14 protein-coding genes are annotated in these 14,364 nt (G+C 41.6%); 5 read left to right on the top strand and 9 right to left on the bottom strand.

What is annotated here, in order from left to right; genetic code table 11:
- Positions 1-30 precede the first annotated feature (30 nt).
- From TOL2_RS20710 to TOL2_RS20700, 3 genes are all read right to left on the bottom strand, one after another.
- The gene (locus TOL2_RS20710) at positions 31-279 is read right to left on the bottom strand and encodes an FmdB family zinc ribbon protein (RefSeq protein ID WP_014959232.1); all 249 of its coding nucleotides are present in this window, start codon (positions 277-279) and stop codon (positions 31-33) included.
- Between the two features lie 61 nt (positions 280-340).
- Complete coding sequence (recN, locus tag TOL2_RS20705; protein WP_014959231.1) at positions 341-2,047, bottom strand: DNA repair protein RecN; 1,707 nt, start codon at positions 2,045-2,047, stop codon at positions 341-343.
- A gap of 83 nt (positions 2,048-2,130) precedes the next feature.
- Positions 2,131-2,313 (bottom strand): hypothetical protein, encoded by a 183-nt coding sequence (locus tag TOL2_RS20700; RefSeq protein WP_041279659.1) that lies wholly within the window; start codon positions 2,311-2,313, stop codon positions 2,131-2,133.
- A gap of 124 nt (positions 2,314-2,437) precedes the next feature.
- Here TOL2_RS20700 and TOL2_RS20695 point away from each other — a divergent pair, with 124 nt between their 5' ends.
- Both TOL2_RS20695 and TOL2_RS20690 read left to right on the top strand, forming a co-directional pair.
- Positions 2,438-3,640, top strand: a complete 1,203-nt coding sequence (locus tag TOL2_RS20695; protein ID WP_041279658.1) for a TraB/GumN family protein — start codon at positions 2,438-2,440, stop codon at positions 3,638-3,640.
- Between the two features lie 120 nt (positions 3,641-3,760).
- On the top strand, positions 3,761-4,972 hold the full coding sequence (locus TOL2_RS20690; protein WP_014959229.1) for an EAL and HDOD domain-containing protein: 1,212 nt from the start codon (positions 3,761-3,763) through the stop codon (positions 4,970-4,972).
- A gap of 124 nt (positions 4,973-5,096) precedes the next feature.
- On the opposite strand, the gene purN is transcribed toward TOL2_RS20690, so the two are convergent.
- The gene (purN, locus tag TOL2_RS20685; RefSeq protein WP_014959228.1) at positions 5,097-5,819 is read right to left on the bottom strand and encodes a phosphoribosylglycinamide formyltransferase; all 723 of its coding nucleotides are present in this window, start codon (positions 5,817-5,819) and stop codon (positions 5,097-5,099) included.
- A gap of 56 nt (positions 5,820-5,875) precedes the next feature.
- Positions 5,876-6,094: a hypothetical protein gene (locus TOL2_RS20680; protein ID WP_014959227.1), complete on the bottom strand. Its 219-nt coding sequence runs from the start codon at positions 6,092-6,094 to the stop codon at positions 5,876-5,878.
- Between the two features lie 89 nt (positions 6,095-6,183).
- Between TOL2_RS20680 and polA the strand changes: the two genes are divergently transcribed.
- Positions 6,184-8,919 carry a DNA polymerase I gene (gene polA, locus TOL2_RS20675; protein ID WP_014959226.1) on the top strand — a complete coding sequence of 912 codons (2,736 nt, stop codon included), beginning with the start codon at positions 6,184-6,186 and terminating at the stop codon, positions 8,917-8,919.
- Positions 8,920-8,993: 74 nt separating this feature from the next.
- Positions 8,994-9,824 carry an NAD(+)/NADH kinase gene (locus TOL2_RS20670; RefSeq protein ID WP_014959225.1) on the top strand — a complete coding sequence of 277 codons (831 nt, stop codon included), beginning with the start codon at positions 8,994-8,996 and terminating at the stop codon, positions 9,822-9,824.
- A 10-nt stretch (positions 9,825-9,834) separates the two neighbouring features.
- Here the strand turns inward: TOL2_RS20670 and leuD are convergent, their stop codons facing one another.
- The 4 genes from leuD to TOL2_RS20650 form a co-directional block, all read right to left on the bottom strand.
- Complete coding sequence (leuD, locus tag TOL2_RS20665; protein ID WP_014959224.1) at positions 9,835-10,359, bottom strand: 3-isopropylmalate dehydratase small subunit; 525 nt, start codon at positions 10,357-10,359, stop codon at positions 9,835-9,837.
- Between the two features lie 122 nt (positions 10,360-10,481).
- Entirely contained in the window at positions 10,482-11,768 is a 1,287-nt protein-coding gene (locus TOL2_RS20660; RefSeq protein ID WP_014959223.1) for a 3-isopropylmalate dehydratase large subunit, read from the bottom strand.
- A 125-nt stretch (positions 11,769-11,893) separates the two neighbouring features.
- Positions 11,894-12,478, bottom strand: coding sequence for a helix-turn-helix domain-containing protein (locus tag TOL2_RS20655; protein ID WP_014959222.1), 585 nt, complete (start codon positions 12,476-12,478; stop codon positions 11,894-11,896).
- A gap of 139 nt (positions 12,479-12,617) precedes the next feature.
- The gene (locus TOL2_RS20650; RefSeq protein WP_232507984.1) at positions 12,618-13,253 is read right to left on the bottom strand and encodes an IMPACT family protein; all 636 of its coding nucleotides are present in this window, start codon (positions 13,251-13,253) and stop codon (positions 12,618-12,620) included.
- Positions 13,254-13,510: 257 nt separating this feature from the next.
- On the opposite strand from TOL2_RS20650, the gene TOL2_RS20645 reads away from it, so the two are divergent.
- Positions 13,511-14,344, top strand: a complete 834-nt coding sequence (locus TOL2_RS20645) for a purine-nucleoside phosphorylase (RefSeq protein ID WP_232507983.1) — start codon at positions 13,511-13,513, stop codon at positions 14,342-14,344.
- Positions 14,345-14,364: the final 20 nt, after the last annotated feature.

The following is a 14,364-nucleotide window of genomic DNA, read 5'->3' as shown; positions in this document are numbered from 1 at the left end:
AATCAGTGGGTGTTAAACGAATCATGAAAATTATCTTGATTCACCTGGAACGGTGTAGGTTTTACAAGATCCTGAGGAACATTGCCTTTCCTGGGTTTGAACCCCTTTGGTTTGTCCTGCGGATGGACTTGCCATGGCAAAATTGGTTTTGGAGATAACTCTTTCAAATTCTTCTGATTCGCATTTAGGACAACTTATTATATCATTATCATTTGAACCCATTACAATGACTTCAAAGAATTCTTCACATTTTGAGCATTTAAATTCATATATCGGCATCACAACTCCTTTATTTCAGATTTTCAATGATTTTTTAAGCTAACCATATTATGATTATTTGTCAAGATGATGCCTGTTCAAGAAGTTCCCTGGCATGGTCAAGGGTTGCACCTGTAATATCCGTTCCGCCGATCATCCTGGCGATCTCTTCTATCCTTGCCTGCCCCTGTTCTAATGGAACAATTGTAGTAAAGGTCCGTCCATTGACAACATTTTTGGATATTCGGAACTGGTTCTCAGCATATTTTGCAATCTGTGCCAAATGGGTGATGCAGATCAATTGATGTTTTTTTGACAATTGGTTTAATTTAAGGCCGACTTTTTCAGAGGTTGCTCCGCCGATACCGGCATCCACCTCATCAAAAATCAATGTTTCAAGGGATCTGGTCTTTGATAAAACAGCTTTTAGTGCCAGAACAATCCTTGACAGTTCACCGCCTGAAGCAATTTTCACCAGAGGCTTTAATGCTTCCCCCGGATTCGGACTGAGCAAAAACCTCACTTTGTCCATACCGTCCGGTCCTATTTTTTTTTGATCAGGAGTTGAAATATCGTCTGAACCCGTTGCGATTTGATGGGAAAAACAAACTTCAAAGTTTGCGTTTCCCATTTCAAGGGCTTCCAATTCTTTTCCGGCAAGCCGGGATAATGTTTTGGCGGCATTTTTCCTTAAGACTGATAATTGCGCGGCTTTTTGACTGATCTGTTTTAAAATTTCATTAACGTCTTTTTCAAGCGTTTTAATCTGTTCTGCTGTTCCGGTTGTTTGATAGAACCTGTTTTGCATGCCTTCATATGCAGAAAACAGATCTTCAAGGCTTGGACCATATTTTCTTTTCAGCTTGGAAATCAGGTCCAGCCTTTGATCTGTCATCTCAAGTGAAGCCGGATCAAGATCAATGGTAAAAGAAAATTCTCTTAATTCATCGGAAATATCCTGCAAATCAAAGATGGTTCCCGATAATTTTTGAACTGTTTTTTCAAGGGTGGCTTCTGTTTCCTCCAGTTTTTCCATATTATTTTTTAAAAAAGACAATTTTTCGATAAGAGAGCCTTCCCTGTCATGAATTTCATGTATGGAGCGATTGACCGCCTCAAATATTTTTGAAGCATTTAAAAGGGTTTTGCGTTTTTTTTCAAGCTCTTCATCTTCGTTGGGAAGAATATCGGCAGAACTGATTTCATTTATCTGGAACTCTAAAAAGTCCTGTTCTTTTCTTTTTGCCTCCAGGCTTTGAGTAAGTTCTTTTATTTTGTTTTTCAAAGGGACAATGGTTTGATACAGGCCTTTGACTTCATTTTTCAGGAGTGTCGTATCTGCGAATTCATCCAGAATTTCCAGGTGGTTTTCTTCTTTTAAAAGCCCTTGATGGGCATGCTGGCTTGAAATACCGGCAAGGTCCCGGGTGACCTTTTTCAAAAGGTCCAGGGTTGACTGTCGTGAGTTGATGAACACACGGCTTTTGCCTGACGACGAGATTACCCTGCGAACGATCAGACCTTCGGAACCGTCAATGTCCTGGGTCTTTAAAAGCTTTGCGGTTTTTGACTGCTCTTCAATGTCAAAAAAGGCTTCCAGTTCCGCATTGTCACAGCCTGCCCTGACCAGATCGGCTGATGCCCGTGAACCCAGCAGCAGGTTGACCGCCTCAATGATAATGGACTTTCCCGCCCCGGTTTCCCCGGTCAATACGGAAAATCCATCCTTAAATGAAATCTGTACATCATCAATGATCGCAAAGTTTTTTATGGCCAGTGCGCTCAGCATAAAGCCTCCGTGCAGATAAAAAAATAGTTTTCTGGATCAAGTCCTGTTTTATCCCGGATTTTAGTCTTGGAAAAAAATTATCTTCAGTCTTGTTTGTCATTGGAAGGGACAGTCGTATTGACATTTTTCTTGACCGTTTCATTGACCGTCGTATAAATATCTTTAAATGATTCATGAATATTTGAGGGGGACAGTCTTCCCATTTCAATGAATTTGACGATAATTTCTTTTGTTGTTCTCAGTATTTGTTCGTCTATTGATTTCATACTGTTTTGAATATCAAAACTATTTATTAAGGTCAAGAATTTGGATGAATTTGTATTGCCATGAAAAATATAATGGTTATAATACGAGTCCCATTAAATTGAGTTGAAAGGTTGAATAAAATTCATGGAAAATTCTTCGAACAAATTGGCTGAACCGGATAAAGACGATAAAATGATAACCCGTATTTCCTGCAATGGAAAAGAAATTATTTTAATCGGCACCGCACATGTATCAAAACAGAGCGCACAGCTTGTTCAAGATACCATCCATGAACAAAATCCGGATACGGTCTGTGTGGAACTTTGCCGGACAAGGCTTGCAGCTCTCAAGGATGCAGACAGGTGGAAAAACATGGACATTGTCAAGGTCATTAAAGAGAAAAAAGCTTTGCTGTTGTTCATGAATCTTCTCTTGGCTTCTTTTCAGAAAAAAATGGCGGATAAATTTAATATCAAGCCGGGCCAGGAAATGATCAATGCCATTGCAGCAGCAGAAAAAATTAATGCCCTTATAGTTCCGGCCGACCGGGATATTCAGGTCACTCTTTCCAGGGTATGGAGAGGCATGGGGGTGTGGGAAAAACTAAAATTGATGGCTTCTCTTGTGTTCTCCTTTGGTGCCTCTGATGATATCGAGGAAGAAGATATTGAAAAAATGAAGCAGGAAGATATTCTGCAAACCCTTCTGGCAGATGTAAAAAAAACCCACCCCATTATTGAAAAAACTTTGATCAATGAACGGGACCGCTTCCTGACGGAAAAAATCAGGTCTGCACCGGGTGAAAAAATCGTGGCCGTTGTCGGGGCTGCTCATGCACCTGGAATAAAAAAATACCTGGCGCTAAATGATGTCATAGACCTTGATGAATTAAACAGTGTCCCCCCGGCAGGCAACACCGGAAAAATCTTAAAATGGCTTATTCCATCTTTGATTTTATTGCTGTTTGCAACAGGGTTTCTTATGGAAGGGAAATCCGCAGGATCGGATATGATCTGGATCTGGATCGCTGCCAATGGTATTTTTGCAGGTCTTGGCGCATTGTTGGCACTGGCTCATCCTTTGACCATTATCTCGTCAATTATTGCAGCCCCGTTAACCTCTTTAAATCCCATGATTGCTGCCGGCTGGGTGTCCGGGCTTGTGGAAGCTTTTTCAAGAAAGCCTAAAGTCAAGGATCTTGAAGACATTCCAAATGATATCGGGTCCATAAAAGGCTTTTGGCGTAACAATGTGACCCGGATACTTCTGGTGGTTGTTTTCACCAACCTGGGGTCATCCATCGGAACCATGACAGCCTTGCCTTTGATGCTGAAACTGATCAATTGATGCCAACTGTTGTATGTCTGCTGCAATTCGTTTTTTTGCAAATAATTTCAATAAATGTTAAATAGTCATATCATTTAAAATTATTGATTGCAGTTAATTGTATTTGGAGTGGATTTTTGTATGGATATTTTCGTTGCTCGACAGCCTGTTTTTACTGCGCAAAAAAAACTTTGGGGATATGAACTTTTGTTCAGGCTTGGTTTTAAAAATGCTTTTCCGGATATTGACGGGGATGTTGCCACTTCCAATGTGCTGGCCAACACTTTTTTTTCTTTTGAAATCAAAGAAATCCTGGGCAACAAACCAGGCCTTATTAATTTTACAAAAGAACTTATTCTTCAAAAAACCCCGCTTCTCTTTCCTCAACAGCATTTCATCATAGAGGTGCTGGAAAATATTGAGCCTGACCATGAAATTCTTTTGGCCTTGAAAGAATTTCATGAAAAAGGGTTTAAAATTGCTCTGGATGACTTTGTCTATCATGAAAAATTTACTCCCATGATGGAAATGTGCGACATCATTAAGTTTGACCTGATGGCCACCCCATTGGAAACACTGACCGGCATTGTAAAAGATATTCGATCCAATTATTCTATCACCCTGCTGGCGGAAAAGGTTGAAACCTATGAAGAGTTTGAACTGGCAAAAGAGATGGGGTTCGACTTGTTTCAAGGATATTTTTTTTCCAGGCCGGAAATATTATCAAAAAAAGAGATATCATCCAGCCAAATCACCAAATTAAAGCTGATAAACGAAGTTGGAAAAAAAGAGCTTGATATAAAAAAAATTGAATCTTTGATTAAAAAAGACGTTTCAGTATCGTTTAAGCTTTTAAAATTTATCAATTCAGCATATTTTGCCCGGCCCACCCCGATCAACACCATTAAAGACGCCATTACTTATCTTGGTATGGAGGAACTCAGAAAATTCATCAACATTATTGCAGTATCAGACCTGAGTGAAAGCAAACCCAACGAACTGATCCGGTCTTCAGTCATTCGTGCCAGGCTGTGCGAACAATTCGGAACGGTTTTCAAAACCCATTTCACAACCGAGGAACTTTTTACTCTCGGCCTGTTTTCCGTTATGGATGCCATGCTGGATATAAAGATGAAAGATGTTCTTAAAAACATCACTTTTTCGGAAAAGATAAAGGATGGCTTGCTGGGAAAAGACAAGGAATTTAAAAAGATTTTAAAGATTGTTGTCAGTCTTGAAAGAGGAGAGTGGGATAATAATTTCTACACGCTGATCGCCGGCAAATCCATAGAAAAGAAATTGCCTCAGTTCTATCTTGACGCCATACAAATGGTGAATTCTTTTCTTTCCTGATGCGATAAATTAATACGGAAATCTGATCCGGAATCCAGAAGGACCTTTTTTTATCCAGTCTATTTGACGGCGGTATCCTAAAGCCCCTGTTCATATAGGGGCTTGTCACCGGCAATGTTACGCATTAAACCCTATCAGCAAACTTTTGAATGCAGTGGGGGTAAAGTTCCCACTCTTTTTCAAGGCCTTTTTTCTTTATGTCGTCAAGGGTGTCTTTGTCTTCAATTTCAAATGCCTTTTGTCCGATAATTGGACCTGTATCTTCCCCGTAATCAACAAAATGAACCGTGCATCCGCCGATTTTGCAACCGTACCGAAACGTGTCCCCATATCCGTCCGTGCCTGGGAAAGACGGTAAAAGTGCGGGATGGATATTCATGATTTTGTGTTTTCCTGGCTCAATGTTGATCCGGTCAATAAAATAAGGGGTTAAAACCCGCATAAATCCTGCCAGGACAAGAAGATCCATGTCATAGTCAAGGATAATATCCAACAGTTTTTTTTCTGCAATAGCCCGGCTTTTTAAAAAAAATTCCACCTGTTCTTTGGATGCATCAGATACAACCAGTTTTTGTTTTGACTGAATTTCTTTCAGATTAAAATCTTTTGGCAGATCCGTGTCCTTTATTCCGTTTTTTTTGCAGTCTTCAATGATGTGGGCGTAATCCACAACAAAGGTGTCGATATTGGCTTTTTGCGCCCGTTCAAGCCCTTTGACTCCTGGCGTGTCAGAGCCAGTAAAAACAATATTTGCATCAATTCTGTTGTCGCGGCATGCATCAATGATTGCCTGAAGGTTTGTCCCGCCACCTGATATCAAGGTGCCTACAGTGATTTTTTTTGCCATATTTTTTTCCTTTTACATGTTTTTACACAAAGATTCTTGGCTGAATTTTAAAAATCTTATTGATTACCAAATCCGTTCTGTCCACCGCAATCAGGACATTCCCAGGTAATGCCATTGCAGGTCATGCCCCATTGATTTTCATACATGCAGTCCTGGCACATGGAAAATCCGCATCTGCAATTCCAGCAGAACATAACGGTTTTGCCGCAGCAATGACAGAGTTTTGACTTTTTTTTACGCCGGTTTTCTTTTCTTGTTTGGGCTTTTGATTTCATCTTGCTGAATATACTTCTCCTTTCATAAAAAAGATAGTATATATGCCTTTAATTCATGAAAAATTCAATATAAAAAAAAGGGTGTTACCATGGCAGATTCAAAAAAAGCGGATTCCAGAAAAAAAATATTTCTCATTGACGGCAGTGCATTTTTATACCGTGCATTTCATGCCATCAGGAGTCTGAACACCTCAAAAGGGCACCCCACAAATGCCACATTCGGGTTTGCCCGGATTCTGCTAAAATTATTAAGGGACAACACTCCTGAATATGCCGTGGTCATATTTGATGTTAAAGGACCCACATTCCGCCACCAGATGTATGATCAATACAAGGCCAACCGGCCTCCAATGCCAGAAGATCTGGCGGTTCAGATTCCGGATATCAAACGGGTTATTGAGGCATTCAATATTCCAATTGAAGAAAAGCAGGGATTTGAGGCAGATGACCTTGTGGGCACCTATGCAAAACTGGCCCGGGAAAAAGGATTTGAGGTTGTCATGGTCACCGGGGATAAAGACTTTATGCAGTTGGTGTCCGACCACTGCACTCTCTGGGATCCCATGAAAGATACCATAACGGATGTGGCCAAAATAAAAAAAGACATGGGAATAGACCCAATACAATTTATTGACATTCTAGGGCTTGCCGGAGACAGTTCGGACAATATTCCAGGTGTCCGGGGGGTCGGGCCTAAAACCGCCATAAAACTGATTGCCCAGTTTGGTTCCATTGAAAATCTGTATGAAAATATTGATGAGCTTAAAAAAAAGAAAAAATTATATGAAAATCTTTCTACCAGCAAGGATATAGTTTTTTTAAGCCGTGATCTTGCCACCATTGATCAGTCCGTAGAGGTCACAAGACAGATTGAAGATTTTAAAATAGACAATATTAATACAAAAAAAGCATTTGAACTGTTTAGGGAGTTTGAATTCAAGACACTGGCTGCAGAATTTGCTCAAAAAACAGACAGTTCTGAAAAAAAATATACTCTGGTCACCAAAATCAAGGATCTTGAAAACCTGGCTCATACCCTTGAAAAGGAAAAAATTTTTGCCGTTGATACGGAAACTACATCCAAAACCCCCATGGATGCGCAGCTTGTGGGAATCTCTTTTTCTTTCAAGGAAAACCAGGGGTTTTATATTCCCATCGGCCATACAAGCCCGGATGATATTGCTCAATCGGATGATCTTGATCAACCTGACCAAATTAATCAACCGGACAAGGATGACATATTAAGGATTTTTAAACCAATACTTGAAAACCCGGACATCAAAAAAGTGGGGCAAAATATCAAGTATGACTATATTGTCTTGTCAAGATTCGGCATCACACTGCAAGGCATTGCATTTGACACCATGATTGCCTCTTATCTTTTAAACCCAGCAACACGGGGTCACAGTCTGGACCGGATTGCCATGAATCTTTTTGGATATAAGACCATTTCTTATGAAGATGTGACAGGTAAAGGGAAAAACCAGATCGGATTTCAGGATGTTCCCATTGCCCAGGCCGTGAATTATGCTTCTGAAGATGCGGATATTACCTTTATGGCCTATCAGCAGTTTAAAAAACAAATACAGGATCAAAACCTTTCCGATCTGATGGAAAAGATCGAGATCCCCTTGATAACTGTTCTGGCAAACATGGAAATGGAAGGGATTAAAGTGGATGAGGATGCGTTACAGCATCTTTCCCAAACCTTTGACCTGGAATTAAAGAGTCTGGAAAAAGAGATTTATGCCCTTGCAGGCGAGGAATTCAACATCAATTCTTCTCAGCAGTTGGGGGTTATTTTGTTTGAAAAATTACAACTGAAAACCGCCAAAAAGACAAAAAAGAAAACCGGTTACTCAACAGATGTGGAAGTGCTGACCAAGCTTGCACAAACACATGAACTGCCTGAAAAGCTGCTGAGATACCGAACTCTTGGCAAGCTTAAGTCAACCTATGCGGATTCTTTGCAGCAGCTGATCAACAAAGAGACCGGCAGAATTCATACCTCTTTTAACCAGACCATTACAGTTACCGGCCGGTTGAGCAGTTCCCATCCAAATCTTCAAAACATTCCCATCCGGAAAAAAGAAGGAAAAGAGATCCGCAAAGCCTTTATTCCGAAAAAGGGCCATACCCTTATTTCAGCAGACTATTCCCAGATAGAGCTTAGAATCCTGGCTCATTATGCCGAAGATGATATTCTCATTGAGGCGTTTAATGAGGGTGAGGATATTCATACCCGGACAGCCCTGGAGGTTTTCCAGGTTTTGCCCGAATTTGTTACCGCAGATTTAAGAAGCCAGGCCAAAGCCATAAATTTTGGCATTGTCTATGGCATGAGCGGGTTCAGGCTGTCCAATGAGCTGTCCATCAGCAGGAAAATGGCCAAAGCCTATATTGATAATTATTTTAAACGGTATGCAGGTGTGAAAAAATTTATTGATACCACCATAGAAGAAACCCGCAAAACAGGTGAAGTTTCAACGCTTTTTGGTCGAAAACGCCGCCTGGATGACATCAACTCTTCCAATGCAAATGTTCGCAATTTTGCACAGCGGGCAGCCATCAACACGCCCATACAGGGCAGTGCCGCTGATTTGATCAAAATGGCCATGATCAAAATGGCAGATGCCTTGAAAGCAAATAACATGGCTTCAAAAATGCTTTTGTCCGTTCATGATGAGATCATATTTGAATGCCCGCTTGAAGAAAAAGAGCAATTGATTGATCTGGCAAAAACCGTTATGGAACAGGTTCATCCCCTGAAAGTTCCTTTAACTGTAAATTTTGGTATCGGTGAAAACTGGGCACAGGCTCATTAACTTTAAACCTTGACTTTATGGCAGATATGAGGCAAGAAGCCTTCCAGATCATATGACGGAGGCAGCGAATAATCATGAGTGCAAAACGGATCGGGCTTGTAATTAAAAATGATGAAAAGGCTGAAAAAAAGGCCCTGGAAATTGAAAAAAAACTGGGAAACCAATGTGTTGTCATTGATATCCAGCACTCGGAGAGTACTGCTATTCCTGATAATTTGTTGTGTATCATTGTCCTGGGCGGAGACGGCACATTTTTAAGTGCTGCACGATTCATAGAAAACCGGGACATTCCCCTGATGGGGGTAAAATTCGGTGAGGTCGGGTTCCTGGCCGAAACAACCGAAGAAAATCTTTACAAGGCAATTACCGCACTGGTTCAAGGGCGGTTCCTTGTTCAAACAAGAACCCGTCTTAATATCAAAGTTATGCGCAACAGTGAACAGATTGTTGATGTTGATGTCCTCAATGATGCGGTCATCAACAAATCAGCTCTTTCAAGGCTGGCATCATGTGCCGTATACCTGGATTCAAATTATTTGACAACCTACAGGGCAGACGGCCTGATCGTTGGAACCCCAACCGGATCAACCGCCTATTCCCTTGCTGCGGGAGGGCCTGTGGTACACCCGTCAGTCTCTTCTATCATCCTGACTCCGATCTGTCCGTTTACATTGACCAACAGGCCCTTGATTATTCCTGACACAACACAGATAGAGATCCGCCTGGAAGGCAGTCCTGAAGATATGATCCTCACCCTTGACGGCCAGGAGGGATTTGAAATGGACCCTGGAGACAAGATTTTCATTAAAAAAAGTAGGAATGATATCCAAATGATATCATTTGAAGCTCAATCCTACTATAAGGTGTTAAAAACCCGTCTGCACTGGAGCGGAGGGCGAAGCTGACGCAAAGGGACTAATAATTCTTATCTGCGTACTCTACCCATCCGCCGGTTTTAATAAGGGTTTTGTCAAATTCTGAAATTTGAAATTCAATTTTTTCAGTTTTGTCTTTTGTCAGAATAGTCAGCATTGATGCATCAACATCCACTTCGACTTGAGCGTTGCTTTTTCCAAATGTATCAAAAATTGCATTGATAGTATCCCGGGGCAGTTCAATGGCCAGCATGCCGCAATTGTACATGTTTTGACGAAATATTCTTGCAAAACTTGCGGCAATCACAACATTAATACTGTTTTCTTCAAGAGCCCAGGGTGCATGCTCTCTGGATGATCCGCACCCGAAATTTTCCCGGGTGATAACCACGGCCTTTTGGTCAATATCTGCTTTGGGGTCAAATCCTTCAAGCTTTAAATCTTCAAGCAAATGGGGTTTCATGGCTGATTTTTCAATTTCAGTCAGATATTTGGCTGGAATGATTTCATCCGTATTGATATCCGAGCGATCAAGAAATAATACATTTCCTTTAAATTCTTTCATTATGTCGTTCCTCTTTTTTATATTAAAGTCCTGGCAAACACGGTGTTGACTTTCAATCTTTGTTGTGGGCAAACTTGAGTGACCAGATTGTTGTAAAAAATGGTCAGGTATGCCCATGTCAGTTATTTACAAAAAAGACTGGAGTTTGAAATTTCGCCTGTAATTGCGCTGGCTGCTGCTGTTGCAGGGCTCATCAAATGAACCATACCGCCCTTGCCCATGCGGCCGTTAAAATTTCTATTTGTTGTGGCTGCAGCCACCTCACCGTCGGCCAGAACTCCGTTGCTCATGCCAAGACAGGCACCGCAAGTGGGATTTGTCACACAAAAACCCGATTCCATGAAAATTTTGATAATCCCTTCTTCCAAAGCCTGTGAAAAGATTTTGGGTGTGGCAGGCGATACAATGCCCCGGACATTTTCATTGATGGTATGGCCTTCCAGAACTTTTGCGGCAATTCTTAAATCTTCAAGCCTCCCGTTTGTGCAGGAGCCGATATAGACCTGATCGATTTTTGTTCCCTTCATTTGGGATACGGGTTTGACATTGTCCGGCTTATATCCAAAGGTTGTTAACGGCTCAAGATCACTGACATCAATGGTTTTCTGATTGGCATACACGGCATCCTCATCGGAATTGAATGTTGAAAAGGTTTCCAGGGCCTCCTGTTTGCTTGCATGCTCATCTTTGATAAAGTCCCACAGATACTCCACCGTTGTCATGTCAGGAAGACAGATCCCACTTGTGGCACCTGCTTCCACCGCCATGTTGGAAAGGGTCATGCGCTGGTCCATGTTCATTTCATCCACAATATTGCCTCTGAATTCAATGACCATATTGGTGGCCCCGTTTACGCCCAACTCCTGGATGACCTTGAGAATGATATCTTTGGCATATACGCCATTTTGCAGGGTTCCAACGATTTCAATCTTATATGTTTCAGGTTTTTTAAAGGTACACACCCCTTTTAAAATACCGACTTCCAGATCCGTTGTGCCTACTCCTGCTGCAAATGCCCCGAAAGCACCGTGTGTGCAGGTATGTGAATCACCCATAATAATGGTGAATCCTGGCCGGGCAAATCCTTTTTCAGGGAAAATGGCATGGCACACACCGTTATGGCCGATATCAAAAAAATCCTTAATCTTGTGCCGTTTTGCCCAGTCCCGCAGAATTTTGCCCTGCATGGCAGTTTTAGAGTCTTTGGCAGGGGTGACATGATCAATCACCGCTTTGATTTTTTCCGGGTCAAACACCCGGTCCTTTCCCCTTGCCACCAGATCCTGGATTGCTGTGGGGGTTGTGATTTCATGACAAAACACCCTGTCCAGTTTTAAAACACTGACATCTCCAAAAGGTTCATCTACTAAATGTGCGTCAAAAATTTTTTCTGCGATGGTTTTTCCCATTATTCTCTCCAAATAATTTTTATAAGAAAGTCTTTAAAAATCCAAACAACTGCTTTAAATCTTTGCTGTGGCAAGACCTGTATGACCAGATTGTTGTAAAAAATGGCCGGACCTGCCTGTGGCAGTTATGATGTTTTTTCTCCAAAATAGTCTTCCCCGTCTGCCGGTGTTACCACCCAGTATGCCTGGAATATCTGATCCGATGAGTTTTGAATCACATGGGGGATCTGTGAAAAAAAGGACACTGAGTCGCCTTTTTGAATTTCGTATGTCTCTTCACCATAAACAAGCTGTGCAGATCCCTTAACAACAATTCCCAACTCACGTCCAAGATGCCCGTTGCCGGCATCCCCTCTCAACTGGCCCGGGGCCAGTTCCAGAAAAAAGGCATTAAACGAGTGGTTCCCCCTGGTCTGGCTGTCTCCGCAAAGCTTTTCATATTTAAAGCCTTTTCGCTGATAAATTTTTCGATCATCCCTTTTGATAATCTCAACCCGGGAATTTGTTTCATAATCTTTGAAAAATTTATCCGGCGTAACGCCATACACTTCCAGAATCTGAAGCAGGGTATCCAGGGAAGGGGATATCCGGTTCCTTTCTATTTGTGACAGCAGGCTTGAACTGACACCGGCTTTTCCTGCAACTTCTTTAATTGTAATGTGCCGTGAACTTCTGATGGCCCTGAGCAGTGCGCCGAGTTTTGCTTTCATGAATCCGCCAATTATTTAAGTATAATTAATTAAAATTTAATAATACTTAAATATGGTTTATTGTCAATATCTTTTTTTATTTGTCCGGGATGCCTTTAAATGCAGATGTGACAATCATATTCGGCTCAAGCTTGCAAGATCAGTCTTGTGGTATAATGGTAAATTTTAATTTTTTCCGGGCTTGATATTCCAGCAGCAGGCTTTCCATCCGGGCATAATTTTTAAGTTCAACTTCAACCCTGTGTACAATTTTATCTGTATAGGCAGTATTTGTTATCCTGTCTAAATATTTTTTTATCTGGTTGAGCAGCGTATCATTAAACTCATAGGACACCTTGATATCAATACTTACCGTATGTATCAGTTTTTTTAATTTTTTCAGGTCAATGGTTTCTTTCACAGACGCTGAATAGGCTTCAATCAACCCCCTGACACCCAGTTTGACACCGCCGAAATGCCGGGTCACAACAGCTGCAATATTTGTCATGCAATGGCTTTTTAATGTGTTGAGGATGGGTTTGCCTGCTGTTCCGGAAGGTTCGCCTGCATCGGAACAATGAAAAATTTCTCCTTTGTCTCCTAAAACATATGCCCAGCAATTATGAGTGGCGGTTTTATTTTCTTTTGAAATCCTGGAAATAAATTCTTTGGCGTTTTCAATGGAGTCCACAAATTCCAAAGTGCAGATAAAAACAGACCGCCTTATTTTTATGGTTGAGGTTCGTTGATGTTCAATTGAGTAAAAATAATTTTCATCCATCTGTTCATCCGTCATATGATCATTCATGCCTTGAAATGAATATAGCTCCTAAATTGACCTTATGCTCCGCATATAGTATAAATTCACCCAAAAAGAAAGAGCCGTCATAAAACGGCTTGCATCACCTCATGCCGTATACTCGGTGTGCCCGGATATCATACGATTGAATTTTTTTTGTCGGTAAGGATAAGATAGGTAAAGGTCGGTAAAATCGGTAAAATTGATAAAAGCGGACAGATGCAAAAAAACGGAATACCACAGCATAAGGAGTCATGATGAAAAATGATCGGCAACTTGTTGGTAAAACAGTTCACTTTTTAACACAGGCAATAGGCGAGCGGCCGCCTTCCATTGGGGTGTTAACCGGCACAGGGCTTTCCGATACTCTTGATGACCTTGAGGTGCTAAAAGAGTTTGAATATTCACAACTGCCCAATTTTCCGATATCCACGGTTGAAAGCCATAAAGGCAGACTGGTGTACGGCAACATCTGTGGCATACCGATTCTGATGATGCAGGGCCGTTTCCACCTGTATGAAGGATATTCACCGGCCCAGGTCACTTTCCCGGTGCGGGTAATGCAGGAACTGGGCGTCAAAACATTGATTTTAACCAATGCTGCCGGGGGTATCAATCTGAATTTTTCGCCGGGTGATATCATGATCATCAAAGATCACCTCAATCTCACCGGGAAAAATCCCTTGACCGGTCCCAATGAGGATGCCTGGGGACTGAGGTTTCCTGATATGACACAGGTGTATGATCAGGATCTTGTGGGCCTGGCCCAGAAAACAGCCCAAACTCATCAGGTTCCTGTTCAAACAGGTGTGTATGCCGGTCTTTTGGGGCCAAGCCTTGAAACACCTGCGGAAATCAGGTTCCTAAAAGCAATTGGCAGTGATGCCGTGGGGTTTTCCACAGTTATGGAAGCCATTGCAGGCGTTCATGCCGACATGAAAATTCTGGGACTGTCGTTGATCACCAATATAAATAATCCTGATGCTCCTGTTAAAACCACGCTGGAAGCTGTTCTGGAAACCGCCCAAGGGGCGTTAAAACCCCTTAACCGATTGCTTTGCAATGTGATCAGACAGGTCAGGGAGTAAGGATTTATCATGATTTGTCA

The organism is Desulfobacula toluolica Tol2, assembly GCF_000307105.1.
Classification (GTDB): domain Bacteria; phylum Desulfobacterota; class Desulfobacteria; order Desulfobacterales; family Desulfobacteraceae; genus Desulfobacula; species Desulfobacula toluolica.
The sequence above is the reverse complement of the archived record's forward strand: the minus strand, read 5'-3'. Positions and strand labels throughout refer to the sequence as shown.